The organism is Bradyrhizobium sp. S3.3.6 (assembly GCF_040546905.1).
Taxonomy (GTDB): domain Bacteria; phylum Pseudomonadota; class Alphaproteobacteria; order Rhizobiales; family Xanthobacteraceae; genus Bradyrhizobium; species Bradyrhizobium cytisi.
The window spans coordinates 748727-765716 of the sequence record NZ_JBEPOT010000004.1 but is presented as its reverse complement, the minus strand read 5'-3'; the positions used below and the strand labels follow the sequence as shown (position 1 = coordinate 765716).

Sequence of the window (16990 nt, the reverse complement as noted above, 5' to 3'; positions counted from 1 at the left end):
GCAGATATTGGATTGGCCCCTCGGCGTGTGCTAAGAAAGATTACCAATCATAGGCAGGGACATGGACCTCACGGACCGCAAGGCTCACTTCGAATTCGGCGCGAACTGGCGAGACTATGTCAAGACGGTCGACAGGGCGCGAATTGATTCGGCGATCGCCGGGCTAAGGAAGCTGTTCCCTGAGGGCCTCGCGGGTAAGACGTTTTTGGACATTGGTTGTGGTTCCGGACTGCATTCGTTGGCTGCGCTTTTGCTCGATGCGGCTGCGGTCGTAGCGACCGATATCGACGAAAACTCCGTCGCTGCGACGAGGGAGCTCTTAGAAAAGTACGTCCCCAATGAAAAGTGGGAAGTCAAAGTAGTTTCCGTATTCGACGCCTCTCCGGATAGTCTTGGTACCTTTGATGTTGTGTATTCGTGGGGTGTCCTTCACCACACCGGAGAAATGTGGAGAGCAATTGAAAAAGCTGCAACCTTCGTCAGACCGACAGGGCAATTCGCTCTTGCGATATACGCAAAAACGCCACTCGATTTCGCGTGGAAATTCGAGAAACGTATCTATTCATCGTCGCCTGCGAGCATGCAAAGGGTGATGCGGTTGAGCTTCATCGCGGTACTGATGGCCGCAAAGGCTGCACGCGGAAGAAATCCGATGGCGCTTTTTCGTGTTCCCCTCTCGCGCGGTATGAGCCTGTCTCACGATGTGCACGATTGGCTCGGCGGTTATCCCTACGAAACTGCAACGGCGAACGACCTCAATTCCAGGATATCCGCGCTCGGATTTACCCAACTGCGGTCGTTCCGAATTCCAGACTCCGTCGGGCTGTTCGGATCGGGGTGCCACGAATTCGTTTTCACGAAATGTCTGTGCCCCGTCAGCACCGTTGGGACAACGTGAGGGTTTTCACGAAGGAGGATTTCTCGTTCATGGTAGCAAAAAGAGAGAAGATGAACAGAAATCCGAGCCTGACAAAGCACCGGCCGAACATGTCCTGAAGCGCTACTCTGTGCGCATTGCCCGGTCTCCTCCCTAGGGCACACCTTGTCTATTTCACGGTCTTTTTTCAATGGCATGGTATTCGTTCGTCACGGTCTATATTTTCACCGCCCTCTATTTTGCTTTGCACCGTCGCCGGTTTGATCTTCTTGCTGTTTCAGCGATCGGTTCAGCGTTCTATTTTTCTCCGATGCTGGTCGGCTATGTGCTGGAGCCGTCCGGATATGATCCAACGATCCCCGATGAGGTCTACTGGATAGCGGGCTCGGTGATGCTCTTGCTCGTCGTCGCGGGCTACCTGAGTGCTAGGTGGTCGGCGCGAATATACTCAGGCGATGTGAAGCCGCGGCTTTCGGTCTGGTACGCTCTGTTTTCCGTTGGTTGTCTCGCGATTGCAATTATCGAAACCAGCGGGGCGATCATCAATTCTGACAAGGCGGTCGCACTCCAGAGCGTCGGGTACTTCGCCATGGCGTTCGAAGTCAGCGCCAGCCTTACCTGCATTTCGGCTGTCCTTGAGCGCCGCTGGGGTATTCTAGCAATCGGCAGTGCGCTTCTGTTGATGGATCTTCTTATCGGGGTCCGCAGTTTCACGACGCTGACAATGTTGGCGATCGGCTATGTGCTGCTCTCGCGCCAGCCGGCAAACATGCTTGTCCGCAGGTTCCCGGCCTATGGCGCGGCCTTTGCTACGATCATCATCGGTCTTTTTCTTGTGCAATCGGTTCGATTTGCGATTTTTGAGCAACTTTATGCAGTGACGGGAAGAATGCCGGTCGCGACTAAGACCGAGAATATGCGATCGGATACATTTCAGTTCGCCATAGCAGCCCGGGCGTCCCCGAAGACTATTCTAGGCGTGCATGTTCCAGATCAGCTTGCACGCGTGCTGAGCGTGTTTGAGCAATCTGAGCCGTTCGTCGTGCAATCGACGTTGGTCGAAACGATCCGGCAGAACTATTCCTGCAGCGCCTCGAACATCCTGAAGTCGCTGACTTTGATCCCCGGCGCATCGCGATTTCTCCCAGCATTCCAGATGACTTTCTACGACGAGTTCCAGCCAGTCCTGTTTCCCACCATCACCTATGGCGTCGGTGGGAACATATGGGCTGAGATGTTGTGCAGGTTCGGCAACATCGGAATAGTCGTGTTTGGCCTTTTCTTCGTCGCCACGCTGGTCTGGCTCGATCGGCTGATCGTGGCCTCCTCGCCTGTTGTCGTGCCACCGCTGGCGTTCTGTGGAATGATCATGGCCTTCTACATTTATCGCAACGACCTTCATTACACGCTAGTGATGATGAGGCAGACGTTTTTTGTGTCCTTGGCGGTCCTGCTCGTATCTTGGTCCAGCCATCGCGTGATAGCGACCCTACCGGCCAGAAGGATGCTCAGGATGATCAAAACATTCTCTATTTCGAATTTCAGCCTGTTCATCGCGCTCGCCTGTATCGAGTGCTGCGCTCCTGGGATCGACCGTTCCACAGTGCAGGCATGCCAGCGCAGCTTCCGCATCTGCGACAGCGGCTTGGCGAGCACGGTCGGCAGATCGCTGTCGTAGGGATTAGAATATTGACTGGGTCTTACCTGCGGGTTCCGAGGCTGCTTCTGCCAGCAACTGTTGCCCTTATTATAGTGCACCTGGGACTTTGCGGTCTTCTCTGGTTCACACCTGAAGCGTCGTATTCGATCGCTCCAAGTCAGATCCAGCCAGAGATCGGGCAAGCTTACTACGCGGACACTGAATATGGCACGGGCCGAGTTTATCGCTTCTCAAGCGATTCGCCCGAAACTCCAACCGCCTCAAGCCTCCTCGTGTTTGAGGACGGTCGTGCAATTGGTCCTCCGCATTCAGCCCACGACGATGTCCGAAGGAAAGGCGGCGGACGATTTTCACACTGGGGGGCGCGGATTATTTTTTCAACGACGGACGGCACCGACCCCCGCAGCAATGGTCGGACCTACTCTGTTACTGCATCGTTCGAGCTAAAGCCGCAGTTGCAGCGTCTGCTGGTAACCGTCCTGACGCTCGCAGACCTTGCATTCCTGTTGCATTTCCGCATGGTCATCATTTTTGCCTTGCAAAAGTGGGGCGTGCGCATCCTTGCGGGATTTGCCGTTTTGCTTGTCCTGCTTGCGGCCCTGTCGGGTTTTGGTCTGCTCGGCACAATAGTGGTCGCGAAGAACGGCCCACCAAAAGATGTAGCCTTAGTCGTTCAGATTCTGCAGCACGCATTGTTAGGTTGCATGACTTCGATCGGTATCTGGGCCGCCGGTGCGGGGATTACGCGGTTGATGCTGAGAAACCGGCGCAGCAGCCTGGCCGAGATTCTGATCCCTGCCTTTCCGGTCGGCCTCGCATTGCTCGCCGTGCTGGTCGTTGTCGCACTGGTCGTGCCGTGGGGCCGGTCAATTGCATTCGCCCTGTGGCTCGCTTGCCTCGTGCCACTCCGCAAGTGGCGCCCTCCGGGGCAGCAAGTCACTGCGGCCCTGAAGGCAGCGCTCGCCATTTTTCCCCTAGCCATTGCATTCGGGATCTGGTTGGCCTTACTGTGGCATGGTCCGACGGACACGCTCGCAGCGTCGCCGTCGGGAGATCTGACCTTCTATGCCGGAAGCATCTGGTCGCTTGCCAGCCAGCCCTATCCCTATTTTGATCTGGGATATGCAAACGGCGAAAGTCGCGGTTACTTCAACAATCTTTACCCCGCATTCGGGGCCACGCTGCTCTATCTTCCCTACTTTGATCCGTTTCTATTCCTGCTGGCGAGCGGCGGAACGTCCTACGTGTTGCTGAGTGCCCTGATGGTGCACTTCTACGTAACCGATCGGGTGTCCCGCTCGATCGATCCGTTCGAACTTTTGCTTGTGACATTGTCTGTCGTTGTGGCTGCCCGATACCCGTATTGGGTCGCAGAAAGCATTCCGATGGTTGTCGTGCCGGCCTTGACGATTTCGGTGTGGTGGATGGCCGACCGTGGCCGGCATTCATACCGCTGGAGCCTGGCGGCGATGTTGGCTGGCCTGACTGGATCGTTTATATCCAAGGTCGTCACCGCTGCCGTACTCGTTCCGCTCGGATCTATCGGCATTTGGTCGCGTGTTCGGAGCCTTCCACTTGCAGCACACCTTTTGATGCTTGCAATCGTCGGAGCCTTCGCTGTCTACAGCTCGCTCATGCTGCTGCACTATATGCCGATGTTCGTCGCAACGGCCAACCCCGGGCCCGAGAGCTACCGCACGCCACAATGGTACTTTGTTAGCCGGGACATCGGAGCTGTTTTGATGGCGGCACTGGCCTGGGTGATCGCAGACGCGCCCGTTGCACTGGCACTCTGCTTCGGAATGATCACCTTCATTGCCTTCTCGTGGGTGTTCCAGGCCAACTTCGTTTGCGTCTCCATTGTGCTTGGTCTGCTTCTGATTTCAGTTCGACCCTCGCCGATTTTCGCGCGAGTGCTCGCGTTGGCAGCGTTCACGCTGTCGCTGCCGGCGCTTGTGTTGGGATACCAGGCGGGCGCTTCCAGCGGCGTTATATGGATTGTCTGCCTGGGCGGAGCGACTTTGGCCGCGATTCTCAGCGCCCTGGATGCGACCACGGTCGAGCCGCGGGTAACCGTTCAAAGAACTGCCGTTATAGCCATGACAACGCTGGCGGTAACGGCTCTCGGCCTCATCGGCGTATCCCGCGGGTCGATCATTGCCGACTCCGGCTGGCACTTGACCCAACGCGAACCGCTCACGCCGGCACTCAAGGAAATCTGGTCGGCCGTGCGCGAGCGCACGCCGGTGGGCGCCCTGATCTTCACGGATCAGGTCGACGAAACAGAGAACGTCCTCGGCGGTTGGAACACTTATGCCTATTCGGGACAGCGGCAGCTATATCTATCGTCCTATTACACCGGCTTGGAGTTGAGGCACAACAGGCAGAAGCTCGACCAGATACTCGCAACCAACAAGACTGTGCTTGAAGGAAGCCGTGCTCCGCAAAGCGTGCCGACACGGCGTAGCTACGGCTCATTTTACGCCGTAGTGAGTGCGAGCAAAGCTGTCCCGCGGACATGGCGACAGGTGTTCAGGAACGACCAATACGCGCTGTATGAAATTGTCGCCTAAGTGTTTGGCCCCGGCATTTGGTGGAGCGCATTGACTACGGAGGGCACTACTGCCGACGTGACCGTGACAGTAGAGGCCGTGACGAGATCTGCGGATCAGATCGCGGAAGCGCCGCGCAGCAGCTATGTACAGCCTCAACGTCACGGCGAAAATGAACGGCATCGACCTGCTGGCCTGGCTGACCGATATCCTCACCCGGATCGCGGCCCATCTGGCTCATCGGCTGGACGAACTTCTACCCTGGAATTGGGAAGCCAGATCAGCGCTCTCCGCTCGAGCGGAATGACCGGCGACGTCAAGCGGGCCCGTCGCGTCACCACCATCAGGTTGCGAGCACCTCGGCAAAGACGAAGATTGGGTGCGAGACGTCGCCAATGAAACGCGATCGAAGACCATCTGGATCTATGGCCTTGGCGAAGGCGGTGCCCAAGCGCTCAGCGGGCCCCTCGCTTCATCGGACGATGGGAAAGTTCCGATTGCGCGCCCGGGAGTTGAGCGCCGCCGATCCCGTTGTTTTCGCTCGGTGGTAGTTTTTGTTTGCCTCTCGCGAAATTATAAGCTTTACGCAATGGGAGACGAACACCCGGGTGGTGCAGCCATGTGTTCACGCCGGGGTCATCCAGCTTACGGTCTGGCACGGTGAAAATTCTGGTTCTAGGGGCGACGGGTCTGCTCGGTAACGCGATGTTTCGGTCGCTGTCGAAGGCGTCGGGAACGCATATCGTTGGCATGATACGCGGTGAAGCCGCTCGCGGGCTTTTCATCCCCGAGCTTGCGGATCGACTGATTGTCGTTGATGACATCGAGAATACGGACGGCCTAGCACGGCTGTTCGATGTCGTTCGGCCGGACCTGGTGATCAACTGTATTTCCGTCGGGCGGCCGGCGCCGGCGGATCCGATGCGCTTGATCGCGGTCTATTCGGTGCTACCGCGGCGCTTGGCTCATCTCTGCAGGCTATCGGGAGCCCGTCTCGTTCAAATTAGTTCTGATGGCGTTTTTTCCGGAAATCGCGGCGCCTACACCGAAGACGATCCACCGGATGCGACGGACATCTATGGGATATCGAAGCTTTTGGGTGAAGTCACAGAACCGCACGCGATCACGCTGCGGACATCGATCATTGGCCATGAGTTGCAATCCCGGGGTGGGCTACTAGAGTGGTTCTTGTCACAGCAGGACGAATGCCACTGCTTCACGCGGGCGATCTTCTCCGGTTTTCCGACGATCGTGCTGGCGGATTTGATCAGGGATGTCGTGATCCCACGGAGGGATCTTTGCGGCGTCTATCACGTGGCGACGGAGCCGATCTCGAAGTTCGATCTGCTTTTGCTGGTCGCCCAGCGTTACGGCAAAAGGATCAAGTTGATTGCGGACGACCGGTCGGCGCCCGATCGCTCTCTAGTTCCGGATCGCTTCGAACAGGCGACCGGTTACAAGGCGCCAGACTGGCCTGTGTTGGTCGATGCGATGTATCGCGACAAATTCGGTACGGTGGGACACGATGTTCAAGGATAAGATTGTAGTCATCACTGGCGGCACTGGCTCCTTCGGCCAGCACATCCTGAGAGGCTTCCTGCAAACCGACGTCGCCGAGATCCGCATCTTCAGCCGCGACGAGAAGAAGCAGGAGGAGATGCGCACGGCGTTCAACAACGCCCGACTGAAATTCTACATCGGCGACGTGCGGGCCTATGACTCCATTCATCAAGCGCTGAAGGGCGCACACTACGTGTTTCACGCCGCCGCGCTGAAGCAGGTGCCGTCTTGCGAATTCTATCCGCTGGAGGCGGTCCGGACCAACGTTCTCGGCACCGAGAATGTCATGAGCGCGGCGATCGCCAACAATGTCGAGAAGATGGTCGTGCTCTCGACCGACAAGGCAGTCTATCCGATCAACGCCATGGGGCAGACCAAGGCACTGATGGAAAAGGTGATGGTGGCGAAGGCACGTCAGCAGTCGCCGTCCGAGACCCTGTTGTGCGCGACCCGTTACGGCAACGTCATGGTGTCGCGCGGCTCGGTGATTCCGCTGTTCGTCCAGCAGATCAAGGCCGGCAAGCCGCTGACCGTGACGGACCCCAATATGACGCGGTTTCTGATGTCGCTCGACGATTCCGTCGAGCTGGTGCTGCATGCCTATGAGCATGGCCGTCAGGGCGACATTTTCGTGCAGAAGGCTCCGGCGGCAACGATCGGCGATCTCGTCCAGGCGCTCAAGGAGATCTTCAACGCCGGCAATCCCGTGCAGATCGTCGGCACGCGGCATGGCGAGAAGCTCTACGAATCACTCGTCTCGCGCGAGGAGATGGCCCGCGTGCAGGACATGGAGCGGTATTACCGGATTCCCGCCGACAATCGCGACCTCAACTATGCGATGTATTTTACCGACGGGCAGAGGGAGATTTCCGCCCTCGACGATTATACGTCGCACAATACCGAGCGGCTGACCGTCGAGGGCGTCAAGGCGCTGCTGCTCAAGCTGGATTTCATTCAGCGCCATCTGAGGGGCGCTGAGGGCGAAATTGCAGAGGTCTAGTTTTCCCGGGTTATCGACCTGACAGAATGATTATGCTACCCCGCACGTCCGTTACCGGCGGTTGTGGTCGAGCCGCGGCCAAAACCAGGGAACAGGGGACTTTTCGTGATTGAAGCGGGTGATTCCGAACAGCCTTGCTGCGCGTTTTGCGACAGCCAGCGGCTCGGACTGGTGATGGATTTCGGCAGGGTCGGCCTCGCCGGGGGATTTCTCAAGCCCGAGCAGTTCGCGTCCGAGCCAACCTTTCCCATGCGCCTGCACTTTTGCAAGGACTGCTACGCCGTGCAGGTGACGGACAAGGTTCCGGCCGACGTGATGTTCAAGGACTATTTCTATTTTTCATCATCGATCGGGACCCTGCGCGACCATTTCAGCGCGTATGCGGCCGAGGTCACCTCGCGCTTTCTCGATCCGGCCAAGGCGACGGTGCTCGAATTCGGCTGCAACGACGGCGTGCTGTTGCGTCCGCTCGCGGACCAGGGCATTCGCACCGTGATTGGCGTCGATCCGGCCTCCAACGTGGTCGCAACCGTCAACGACCCGCGCATCAAGGTGGTCAACGACTACTTCACCGAGAGCGTGGCACGCAGCGTCGTCGCCGAGCACGGCTGCGTCGATCTGATCATGGCCAACAACGTCTATGCGCATATTCCCGATATCCAGGGCACGACGCGCGCGGTTGCTGCGGCGCTCGGTCCGGACGGCGTGTTCGCCTTCGAGGTGCACTACCTCGGCAAGGTGATCGACGAGCTGCAATACGACATGGTCTATCACGAGCACCTCTATTACTACTCGCTGCTGTCGGTGATGAACCATCTCGCTCGCTACGACATGATGGTGTTCGACATCAAGCCAATCCCGATCCACGCCGGCTCGATCCGCTTCTACACCTGCAAGAAAGGCAGCAAGCACAGCGCGTCCGTTTCGCCCGCGGTCAAGGCGCTCGAGGCGGAGGAGCGCGCCCGTGGATTCGATCGCTTCGAGACGTTCCAGGCGTTTTCCGCCACGGTCGCTGCTCACCGCGATGAGCTGGTCGGGCTGTTGAGCCGTCTGCGGGCCGAGGGTAAGCGTATCGCCGGCTACGGCGCGTCAGGTCGCGCCAACACCATGATCCAGTGGTGCGGCATCAGCCATGATCACCTCGACTACATGATCGACGATGCGCCGGCGAAGGCCGGGTTCTACACGCCGAAATCGCATTTCCAGATTCATCCGAGCACAATTCTCAGCAGCGACAATCCGCCGGATTATCTCCTGGTCTTCGCCTGGAGTTTCTTCGACGAGATCAGGAAGAGAAACGCGGCCTATCTGGAGAAGGGCGGCCGGATGATCCTGCCGCTGCCGGAGGTCTCGATCTTTCCGCCGTCCGACGCCTAAGATAACGCTCTCGAGTCCCCGCTTAACGAAAGCCATACGGAACACGCAAATGAAGGTGATGTCGATTTTCGGTACGCGGCCTGAAATGATCAAGATGTGGGCGACGCTGAAGAAGCTCGACGACTACAACTTCGATCACGTGATGGTCCACACAGGCCAGAATTTCACGCCGGAGCTGCGCGAATTCTTCTTCAAGGATCTCAAGCTCAGGAAGCCGGACTACGAGCTGGACATCGACACGTCGGGTTACGGCCCCGAGGTCGCGGATGTGATCAAGAAGTCCGACGCTCTGATGGAGAAGGTGAAGCCCGATGCGTTGCTGATTCTCGGTGACACCTATAGCGGGTTGAGCGTGCTGCCTGCTTCACACCGCGGCATCAAGATCTTCCACATGGAGGCCGGGTTGCGCGCATGGGATCGCCGCATGCCAGAGCAGCGCAACCGCATCCTGATCGACCACATCAGCAACATCCTGCTGCCCTACAACCACTATCATCGAGAGAATCTGCTGCGTGAGGGCATCCACCCCTCGAAGATCATCGTTACCGGCAATACGACGTTCGAGGCGATGCGGGCGTTTGCGCCGGAGATCGACAACAGCGACATCCTCAAGCGCCTGGGGCTCGAGCCGAAGAACTACATCCTGGTGACGGCGCACCGCAGCGAGAACGTCGACGATCCGCAGAATCTCGCGAATATCTTCAAGGCGCTCGGCATCCTCAACCAGCGGCTCAAGCGCGAGATCATCTTCCCGATGCATCCGCGCACGACCAGCAAGCTGAAGAACATCGACGTGCCGCCGAACATCCGGATCATGGCGCCCCTCGGCTTCTACGATTTCAACCAGTTGCTCAAGCAGTCTTACGTCGTGCTCTCCGACTCCGGCACTGCGGCCGAGGAGGGGCTGTTCTACAAGGTGCCCAATGTCAGCCTGCGCATGGCGACGGAGCGCATGGAGACGCTCGAGAGCGGCGCCACGATCGTTTCAGGCATGGAGGCCGAGAATATCGTCGAGGCAGTGACCCTGGCCGTCGGCCTGCCCTGGGGCGCGCGTTACGAATTCGAGGAGGACTATTCTCCATCGTCCGTGGTGGTGAACGCGATCCGCACCAAGATCACGAACTTCTTCTGAGGCTCGCCTCGAGCGGCGGTGAGCCGCCGCTGATCCTGTTGAAGCATTGACATGAACCGTGGCCTGCTGATTGCACTGATCTCGACGGACTATCCGCCGCTGCGGACGTCCGCGGCGGTGCAGTTGCGGGATCTTTCACGGGAGTTTGCCGCGCAGGGGCATCGGCCGGTTGTCATCGTTCCATCGCCGATGTCGGATAAGCCGTGGGTGGTGGAGCAACTCGACGGGGTCGAGGTGTTGCGCGTGGCTGCGCCGCCGACGCGTTCGCCGTCCTTCGTCCGGCGTGCCATCGCCGAGATGTGGCTGCCTTTCGCGATGTATTTCAACATCCGGCGCAGCCCGTTTGCCTCGGCGAACTGGGATCTCCTGGTGTGGTATTCGCCACCGATCTTCTTCGGCCCGCTGATCGCGAAATTGCGGCGCAAGTCGAAGGGCAACAACAAGGCGAGGACCTATCTCATCCTGCGCGATATTTTTCCGGAATGGGCGGTCGACCTCGGTCTGGTCCGGCGGGGGCCGGTCTACCTCGTCTTCAAGGCCATCGCGGCATTCCAGTATAGCGTCGCCCAGGTGATCGGCGTGCAGACCGAATCCAATCTCCATTACCTCAAGAAGTGGGAGCGCGCCCCGCGCCGCATCGAAGTGCTGCGCAACTGGCTCGCAGTGACGCCCGACGTCGGCAGCAGCATCGTGTTAAGGAATACGCCGCTCGCCGGCCGCAAGATATTCGTCTACATCGGCAACATGGGCGTGGCCCAGGGCATGGATATCTTCATCGACCTGATTCACAGCCTGCGCGACCGCACGGATATCGGGTTCCTGTTCGTCGGGCGTGGAACCGAGTTTGCCCGGCTCGAGGCCGAGAAAGCATCACGCGATCTTAGCAATGTGCTGTTCTTCGGGGAGATCGATTCGAGCGGAATTCCAGGGCTTCTTGCGCAGTGCCACGTCGGTATGGTCGCGCTGCATCCCGACCATAAGACGCACAATATTCCGGGTAAGTTCGTCTCCTACGTGCAATACGGGGTTCCGGTTCTCGCGCGCGTGAATCCGGGCACCGACCTGATGAAGTTGATCGAGACCAAGCAGGTAGGGAAGGTGTATGTCGGGAACTCCGTCATCGAGTTGAGGAAACTTGCAGAACAACTTATAGACGATGAAGAATTGCGCTGTTCCATGTCGGAGCGTGGGCGGGAACTTGGGCGCTCGATGTTTTCACCTGCTGCTGCCGTGCAGCAAATTGTGGCATCCGCGGTCGTGCCCGCACCGGGAGAGTGATGAGAATGTCTGGAATCATCGCCCGGGAACGGTCGCGTGCAGCTAGTGGAACATTCTGGCCGAGCGGGATCTTCTTTCCTTTCGAGCACTGGGGCGAGTGAGTGGATGTTGCGGATATTGGTGACCGGCGCCTCCGGCTTCATAGGGTCTGCCCTGACCAATGCGCTGGCAAACGACGGCCACTTCGTCCGGGCGGCATCGCGCAAGTCGATGGCCCTGACCAATGCGCCGGGAAGCGAATGGGCGGAGCTGTCCGATCTCGAGCGCGAGGTGGATTGGACTCCACTTCTTAATGGCATTGACGTCGTCATTCACCTCGCGGCCATCGCTCATCGCACTCACATCGACAGTGGCCAGTACACCCGGGCCAATCGCGTGGCGACGGCGCATCTGGTGCAGGCCTGTGCGCAACGCGGGATCAAGCGCCTCATCTTCATGTCGTCGATTGGTGCGCAGGCGGGCTCCGCCGCCGACCACGTGGTCACCGAGAAGGACGAACCTTGGCCCATCACGGCCTATGACCGGGCCAAGCTCGCGGCGGAAGAGGAGGTTCGTCACTCTGGCGTACCGTTCACCATTCTGCGGCCGGTCATCGTCTATGGTCCGGGAGCCAAGGCCAACATGGCCATGATGATGCGAATTGCGTCGCTGCCTGTGCCGCTTCCGTTTGGCGCCTTCAAGAATCGCCGTTCGCTGCTGTCGATCGACAATCTCGTGCAGGCGGTGGTGTTCTGCCTCGACAATCCGAACACGATCAATCGGACCTTCATTGTCTGTGATCCCGAGCCGATCACGCTGGCGGAAATGATTGGGACGTTGCGCGAGGCGTCCGGGCGGCCGCGGAATCTCGTTCCGATACCGCCGGCCGCGGTGCGAGCGCTGGTTTTTGCCGCTGGCCGCCGCTGGCTCTGGGATCGCATCGGACGCGACCTCGTCGCGAGTTCGGCCGATCTTCAGAGTGTCGGATGGTGTCCCCGCGTGCAAACAAAAGATGGACTGCGCGCGATGGTGCAGGTGGCCAAGTCGCTTCCGCAGGCGTCCCGCATATGAAGCGTCTGCTCGATTTCGCGGTCTGCGCGGTGCTCCTGCTTCTGCTCTGGCCGATCTTCCTGATTGTCGCTGGCGCCATCCGGCTCGATAGCCGGGGGGGAGCGATTTTTCGGCAGCTTCGCGTCGGGAGGAACGGACAGCGATTCACCTGTTATAAATTTCGAACAATGGCCTCAGACACGGGCGATCTTCCGACCCATCAGGTCTCGGCCGCAAAGGTCACGCGACTGGGCTATCACATGCGCCGTTTCAAGATCGATGAACTGCCGCAGGCCTTCAACGTATTGGCCGGTGACATGAGCTTGGTCGGTCCGCGGCCGTGCTTGCCGTCGCAAGTCGAGCTCGTCGAGGCGCGGCGCAAGCTGGGCGTGCTTGACGTACGCCCCGGCATTACCGGGCTGGCCCAGGTGAGGGGCGTCGACATGTCGAACCCGGACCGGCTCGCCGAACTCGATGCCCAATACGTCAAGTCGCAGAGCTTCGTTGGCGATCTCGGTCTGCTCTGGGCGACGTTGCGCGGGCAGGGCGTCGGCGTCGACCAAATCGTCAAGACCTGACCCGCAATCCTCGGCTCACGCTCGGGTCGCGATCGATACGGCCTAATCGAAGACCGGACGGAACAGCCGTGGATTCCAGCCGAAATCCTCGACCGCCGGCGTGGCGTCGAACGTCATATCCTTCATCATGCGCAAGCCCATTGCAACGTTCGCCGTGGGAAACAGCGGCTTCGCCATCGCAAAGATCACGCGCCACAGCCACGGAGAGACGGGAACCAGCCGCCGAGGTCGCCCCATGCCGTCAAACACCCGGCCAATCATTTCGCGATAGGGCAGCGTTTCCGCTCCGGGCAGCGAATAGAATTTGTTGGACGCTGCCGGACTTGCAGCTGCGGCGATCGCGCCGATCGCGAGATCCTCGGCGTGCACCGGCTGCCGCAGGCCTTGCGCGCCGCCGACGACGGGCATGAAGCCGATGCGGCGAATGAGCCGTGACAGCGGCGTGATGTTGGTGTCCCGTCCTTCTGCGTAAATGAGGGTCGGACGCAAGATCGTCCAGCTGACCTGGCGCTGTTCGCAGAGTCTGGCGATCGTCTGTTCGGCATCGGTCAGGTTTCGGATGGTCTCGCGCTCTTCCGCAACTTCAGTATCCTGCTTGGTGAGCACGCTGGTCGAGCTCAATGCCACGACACGATCGACGGTGGACGAGAGGATAAGGGGCAATGCCTTGGCGAGCAGAATTGCGTCGCTGGTACAGTACAGCGTCGTGACATCAGGAAATCTCAGGGTGTCCGACCGCGTCAGGTCGGCCTGGATCCATTCCACGCCAGCGGCCGTGCTGCGGGGCGAGCGGGAGACTGCAAACACGCGCCGATGCTGCCGGGCGAGATGGTCGACGAGGTAGCCGCCGACCAGTCCGCTGCCGCCGATCACGAGACATTCCGTCCGCTTGCCTGCGCTGTCGTCCAGCATGCTGCTACCCCACCTTCAACCGGTGTTTACAAGCAATGCTATTGCGCGGGGTCAAGCCTGCTCTGGCCAGTTTTGGATTCGTCGCGCGTTGCTGCGGGCTGCAGCCGCTTCTGCTCACGTTCCTTCATCCATGCGTCGTACTGCGGCGTGCCCGGTCGCGGTGGGGCGTCCGCAGGCAGGCCGCCGGCCCATTGCGGGACATAGTCGCCCATGCCCGCCGTGAGCTTCTCGTTGACGGTGCCGCAGCCGGACAGGCCCGCGGCAAGCCCGACGAGAAGCAGGAGAGAACGAAAACGTATGGACATCGTACGGCGCCAGGTTCGGAGCTTGGGGTGGTGAGACGCCGGGTAACCAGCGGGTCAGGAAGGTAGTCTTCAACAAGATAAAATTGGCTTATTCGAGGTGGGTATCCAAATACCGGACAAGATGAGCACCTCGTTTGCCAATGTTCAAATTCTGCAAATGAAAGACGAAATTCTCCATCCACCCGCCAGGTCGCATTTCTAGAATGCGGCCATCGGCTCGCGACAATCTGGCTTGGCCGGCGACCGGGCTTTTTCGTTGACAGGTCCATTTTATTTGTACAATCGTACAAACGGATGCGGCCGGGATCGAGGTGCTCGGGTTGCCCGGCGTAACAGCGACATCGCGCTTCACGCTTGGTCATTGGCACGCGCCGCTTGCGCCGCATGGTCGCCAAACGTCCGATTGACAATGAGGGCGCGGAAGACGCCTTGTGACGCGCGACATCGCCCGTGCGTGGGTTAAGGTGAGGCAAGGACCGGGCACTCGGTCCGGCGCACAAGAGGTCAGGAATGAAGGGGAGGGACATCTGATGTTCGAACGCAAACAGTTTACGCGAACGGTCTCTTGGGCGGCCGCGCTTGCTGCCGTCGCCGGCCTTGCGGCCCTCGCACCGGCCAAGGCGGAAGACACCGTCAAGGTCGGCCTGATCCTGCCGATGACCGGCGGGCAGGCCTCGACCGGCAAGCAGATCGAGAACGCGATCAAGCTCTACATGCAGCAGAAAGGCGACACCGTCGCCGGCAAGAAGATCGAGATCATCCTCAAGGACGACGCGGCGATTCCGGACAAGACCAAGACTGCCGCGCAGGAGCTGATCGTCAACGACAAGGTCAATTTCATCGGCGGCTTCGGCGTGACGCCGGCGGCGCTCGCGGCCGCGCCGCTGGCGACCCAGGCCAAGATTCCGGAAGTCGTGATGGCGGCCGGCACCTCGATCATCACCGAGCGCTCGCCCTATATCGTGCGCACCAGTTTTACGCTGGCGCAGTCCTCGACCATCATCGGCGACTGGGCAGTGAAGAACGGCATCAAGAAGGTGGCGACGCTGACCTCCGACTACGCGCCGGGCAATGACGCGCTCAACTTCTTCAAGGAGCACTTCACGGCCGGCGGCGGCGAGGTGGTCGAAGAGGTCAAGACGCCGCTCGCCAACCCCGATTTCGCGCCGTTCCTGCAGCGCATGAAGGATGCCAAGCCCGACGCGATCTTCGTGTTCGTGCCGGCGGGCCAGGGCGGCAACTTCATGAAGCAATATGCCGAGCGCGGCCTCGACAAGGCCGGCATCAAGGTAATCGGACCGGGCGACGTCACCGACGACGACCTGCTCAACAATATGGGCGACGCCGTGCTCGGGACCGTGACCGCGCACATCTACTCGGCCGCGCATCCCTCGCCGATGAACAAGGACTTCGTCGCCGCCTACAAGAAGGCGTTCGGCACGCGTCCCGGCTTCATGGCGGTGAGCGGCTATGACGGCATCCACCTGATCTACGAGGCGCTGAAAAAGACGAATGGCGACACCGACGGCACCAAGCTGGTCGAAGCCATGAAGGGTCAGAAGTGGGAGAGCCCGCGCGGCCCGATCTCGATCGATCCGGAGACGCGCGACATCATCCAGAACGTCTACATCCGCAAGGTCGAGAAGGTCGACGGCGAGCTCTACAACGTCGAGTTCGCGACCTTCGAGGCCGTCAAGGATCTCGGCAAGACCAAGAAGTGACCCGCGAAAGCGGGTCATCCCCGAGCGCGCTTAGTGCGCATCGGGGATCCAGAAGTTGTTGAAGCAAGATTCCGGGTTCGGCGTATTCGCGCTGCCCCGGAGTGACGAACGTCTACCAGGATCGCTCGACGCTCGATGACCTCAATCCTCACCAACCTGTTCGATGGCGTTGCCTACGGCATGCTGCTGTTCGTGCTGGCCTGCGGGCTTGCGGTCACGCTCGGCCTGATGAACTTCGTCAACCTCGCCCATGGCGCCTTCGCCATGGCCGGCGGCTATGTCTGCATGGTGCTGGTCAACAGGATGGGGTGGCCGTTCTTCGCCGCGCTGCCGCTCGCCTTTGTCTCCGCGGCCGCGATCGGAATTGCGCTCGAGCGTACGCTCTATCGCCATCTCTACGCCCGCAGTCATCTCGACCAGGTGCTGTTCACGATCGGACTGACGTTCATGTCGGTTGCGGCCGTCGACTACATCCAGGGCTCGTCACGGGTCTTCATCAATCTGCCGGCCGCGCTGCAGGGCCAGTTCGACGTGTTCGGCGTCGGCATCGGCCGTTACCGGCTGATGATCATCGTGATCTGCGGCCTGCTCACCATTGGTCTGCAGATGGTGCTGGCCAGGACCCGCTTCGGCAGCCGGCTTCGCGCCGCCGTCGATGATCCCCGCGCCGCGAGCGGCCTCGGCATCAACGTGCCGCAGGTGTTCGCCTTAACCTTTGCTTTTGGATGCGGGCTCGCAGGTCTCGGCGGTGCGCTGAGCGCCGAGATCCTCGGCCTCGATCCGTATTTCCCGCTGAAGTTCATGATCTACTTCCTGATCGTGGTCACCGTCGGCGGCTCGTCCTCGATCACCGGACCGTTTTTGGCCTCGCTCCTGCTCGGCATCGGCGACGTCGCCGGCAAATATTACGTGCCGAAGATGGGACCCTTCGTGATCTACACCATGATGATCGTGATCCTGATCTGGCGCCCGAACGGACTGTTCGGCCGCACGGCTGCGCGTTGAGTTT

At 59.8% G+C, this 16990-nt stretch carries 14 protein-coding genes and 1 pseudogene; 13 read left to right on the top strand and 2 right to left on the bottom strand.

The genetic code is table 11. From position 1 onward, the window contains the following. The first annotated feature begins 61 nt into the window (after positions 1-61). From ABID59_RS16345 to ABID59_RS16295, 11 genes and pseudogenes are all read left to right on the top strand, one after another. Positions 62-898 (top strand): class I SAM-dependent methyltransferase, encoded by an 837-nt coding sequence (locus ABID59_RS16345; RefSeq protein ID WP_354084026.1) that lies wholly within the window; start codon positions 62-64, stop codon positions 896-898. A 169-nt stretch (positions 899-1067) separates the two neighbouring features. Continuing rightward, a complete protein-coding gene (locus ABID59_RS16340) occupies positions 1068-2555 on the top strand; it encodes a hypothetical protein (RefSeq protein WP_354084025.1) in 1488 nt (495 codons plus the stop codon). An 11-nt stretch (positions 2556-2566) separates the two neighbouring features. Then, positions 2567-5110, top strand: coding sequence for a hypothetical protein (locus tag ABID59_RS16335; RefSeq protein ID WP_354084024.1), 2544 nt, complete (start codon positions 2567-2569; stop codon positions 5108-5110). 89 nt (positions 5111-5199) lie between these two features. Beyond that, positions 5200-5396: pseudogene (locus ABID59_RS16330) on the top strand (transposase domain-containing protein); the annotation flags it as partial. A 353-nt stretch (positions 5397-5749) separates the two neighbouring features. After that, a complete protein-coding gene (locus tag ABID59_RS16325; RefSeq protein ID WP_354084023.1) occupies positions 5750-6628 on the top strand; it encodes a dTDP-4-dehydrorhamnose reductase family protein in 879 nt (292 codons plus the stop codon). Continuing rightward, complete coding sequence (locus ABID59_RS16320) at positions 6615-7649, top strand: polysaccharide biosynthesis protein (RefSeq protein ID WP_354084022.1); 1035 nt, start codon at positions 6615-6617, stop codon at positions 7647-7649. Before ABID59_RS16325 ends, ABID59_RS16320 begins: the two co-directional genes overlap by 14 nt. A 105-nt stretch (positions 7650-7754) precedes the next feature. Beyond that, on the top strand, positions 7755-9026 hold the full coding sequence (locus ABID59_RS16315) for a methyltransferase domain-containing protein (RefSeq protein WP_354084021.1): 1272 nt from the start codon (positions 7755-7757) through the stop codon (positions 9024-9026). A gap of 49 nt (positions 9027-9075) precedes the next feature. Then, on the top strand, positions 9076-10158 hold the full coding sequence (wecB, locus tag ABID59_RS16310) for a non-hydrolyzing UDP-N-acetylglucosamine 2-epimerase (RefSeq protein ID WP_354084020.1): 1083 nt from the start codon (positions 9076-9078) through the stop codon (positions 10156-10158). A gap of 51 nt (positions 10159-10209) precedes the next feature. After that, a complete protein-coding gene (locus ABID59_RS16305) occupies positions 10210-11436 on the top strand; it encodes a glycosyltransferase family 4 protein (RefSeq protein ID WP_354084019.1) in 1227 nt (408 codons plus the stop codon). A gap of 120 nt (positions 11437-11556) precedes the next feature. Next, the gene (locus tag ABID59_RS16300) at positions 11557-12486 is read left to right on the top strand and encodes an NAD-dependent epimerase/dehydratase family protein (RefSeq protein WP_354084018.1); all 930 of its coding nucleotides are present in this window, start codon (positions 11557-11559) and stop codon (positions 12484-12486) included. After that, positions 12402-13043: a sugar transferase gene (locus ABID59_RS16295; RefSeq protein WP_354084017.1), complete on the top strand. Its 642-nt coding sequence runs from the start codon at positions 12402-12404 to the stop codon at positions 13041-13043. Before ABID59_RS16300 ends, ABID59_RS16295 begins: the two co-directional genes overlap by 85 nt. A gap of 42 nt (positions 13044-13085) precedes the next feature. Here ABID59_RS16295 and ABID59_RS16290 read toward each other — a convergent pair whose 3' ends face one another. Both ABID59_RS16290 and ABID59_RS16285 read right to left on the bottom strand, forming a co-directional pair. Next, positions 13086-13955 carry an NAD-dependent epimerase/dehydratase family protein gene (locus ABID59_RS16290; RefSeq protein WP_354035023.1) on the bottom strand — a complete coding sequence of 290 codons (870 nt, stop codon included), beginning with the start codon at positions 13953-13955 and terminating at the stop codon, positions 13086-13088. A 38-nt stretch (positions 13956-13993) separates the two neighbouring features. Then, complete coding sequence (locus tag ABID59_RS16285; RefSeq protein WP_354035024.1) at positions 13994-14260, bottom strand: hypothetical protein; 267 nt, start codon at positions 14258-14260, stop codon at positions 13994-13996. Positions 14261-14790: 530 nt separating this feature from the next. On the opposite strand from ABID59_RS16285, the gene ABID59_RS16280 reads away from it, so the two are divergent. Further along, the gene (locus ABID59_RS16280; protein ID WP_354084016.1) at positions 14791-15981 is read left to right on the top strand and encodes an ABC transporter substrate-binding protein; all 1191 of its coding nucleotides are present in this window, start codon (positions 14791-14793) and stop codon (positions 15979-15981) included. Positions 15982-16116: 135 nt separating this feature from the next. Then, positions 16117-16986 carry a branched-chain amino acid ABC transporter permease gene (locus ABID59_RS16275; RefSeq protein ID WP_354084015.1) on the top strand — a complete coding sequence of 290 codons (870 nt, stop codon included), beginning with the start codon at positions 16117-16119 and terminating at the stop codon, positions 16984-16986. Positions 16987-16990: the final 4 nt, after the last annotated feature.

What these genes read in the sequence shown, in the direction of transcription:
- ABID59_RS16285 (WP_354035024.1), bottom strand. Translation starts at nt 14,260, where the DNA reads ATGTCCATACGTTTTCGTTCTCTCCTGCTTCTCGTCGGGCTTGCCGCG.
- ABID59_RS16275 (WP_354084015.1), top strand. Translation starts at nt 16,117, where the DNA reads ATGACCTCAATCCTCACCAACCTGTTCGATGGCGTTGCCTACGGCATG.
- ABID59_RS16290 (WP_354035023.1), bottom strand. Translation starts at nt 13,955, where the DNA reads ATGCTGGACGACAGCGCAGGCAAGCGGACGGAATGTCTCGTGATCGGC.
- ABID59_RS16320 (WP_354084022.1), top strand. Translation starts at nt 6,615, where the DNA reads ATGTTCAAGGATAAGATTGTAGTCATCACTGGCGGCACTGGCTCCTTC.
- ABID59_RS16295 (WP_354084017.1), top strand. Translation starts at nt 12,402, where the DNA reads ATGGTGTCCCCGCGTGCAAACAAAAGATGGACTGCGCGCGATGGTGCA.
- ABID59_RS16345 (WP_354084026.1), top strand. Translation starts at nt 62, where the DNA reads ATGGACCTCACGGACCGCAAGGCTCACTTCGAATTCGGCGCGAACTGG.
- wecB (WP_354084020.1), top strand. Translation starts at nt 9,076, where the DNA reads ATGAAGGTGATGTCGATTTTCGGTACGCGGCCTGAAATGATCAAGATG.
- ABID59_RS16305 (WP_354084019.1), top strand. Translation starts at nt 10,210, where the DNA reads ATGAACCGTGGCCTGCTGATTGCACTGATCTCGACGGACTATCCGCCG.
- ABID59_RS16340 (WP_354084025.1), top strand. Translation starts at nt 1,068, where the DNA reads ATGGCATGGTATTCGTTCGTCACGGTCTATATTTTCACCGCCCTCTAT.
- ABID59_RS16280 (WP_354084016.1), top strand. Translation starts at nt 14,791, where the DNA reads ATGTTCGAACGCAAACAGTTTACGCGAACGGTCTCTTGGGCGGCCGCG.